Annotated in this window: 1 protein-coding gene; it reads right to left on the bottom strand. The window is 35.7% G+C overall.

Annotated elements, in window-relative coordinates; genetic code table 11:
• Positions 1-15: 15 nt before the first annotated feature.
• Positions 16-885 carry an IS982 family transposase gene (locus GWK51_RS16405; RefSeq protein WP_161934521.1) on the bottom strand — a complete coding sequence of 290 codons (870 nt, stop codon included), beginning with the start codon at positions 883-885 and terminating at the stop codon, positions 16-18.
• Between the last annotated feature and the right edge of the window lie 81 nt (positions 886-966).

The following is a 966-nucleotide window of genomic DNA, read 5'->3' as shown; positions in this document are numbered from 1 at the left end:
TAACCCGAATCCTGTTTAAGCCAATGATTCCATAATTTGAATTTTCGGCTTATTTCGATGGGTTAATTGATATGCGCATAACGATGCGTAAATCCCACTTAGAAATCCATGCATACTACGTGCTTTACTCGTCACTAAATTGTATTGACCTTTCAATAAGCTGAATAACGTTTCTATTTTATTACGCTGTTTTAAGTGATATTCATCTGATGCACAGAGTTGAACAGACTGCATATTCTTTCGATGATAGGTAATCAAATCAATACCTTGATTTTTTAATCTGCTTTTTAATTCTTGACTAATATAGCCACGATCCGCATAAAGCTTTACTTTTATGCCTTCAACTAAATGCTCAACCATCTTTATGTCAGCCACATGTCCATTCGATAAAGCAGAACAAGCGACTTCACCAAATTGATTCATCGCGATATGTAATTTACAGCCATAAAACCAGCCCATCGAGCTTTTACCACGTGATGCAATTTTGGCTAATGATTTATGGCGTTGAATCCGTTGATTTTTACAGACCGGTAAAGTGGTTGAATCAACCCATAAATATTGGCTGCGTTGGTCTTTCATTAAGGCAACATGTAACGCATGTAATGCCAATTGATGCATATTGATGAGGTGAATCATCCGTTGATAGCAGGGTAAGCTTTTAAATAAATGATTTTTATCTTGTTTCAACCATGAAAAGAATGCTTTGAAATTGTTGATATGAGAACACTTATACCAAATGGCTATAAAATTGATTTCTGAGAGGCTGAGTTGGGTAGGTCGAATTCTTACAAAGTGACGACTTTGTTTGAGAAATTTCCAATAAATTGCTTCAAATTTTAGAAAGAAATCATCAATTAGGCAGAACAATTGGGTACTATCGAACATAAGGACTAGGGCTGTGAGTTTGGTGTGGTAACTCAACTGATGGCTCTAGTCCTCTTATTTTTCAAGTCAATTTCTTATCCG

It is taken from the genome of Acinetobacter kanungonis (genome assembly GCF_009939195.1).
GTDB classification, from domain to species: Bacteria; Pseudomonadota; Gammaproteobacteria; order Pseudomonadales; family Moraxellaceae; genus Acinetobacter; species Acinetobacter kanungonis.
Note: the sequence above shows the minus strand (reverse complement) of the source record. Positions and strands in the feature narration are given on the sequence as shown.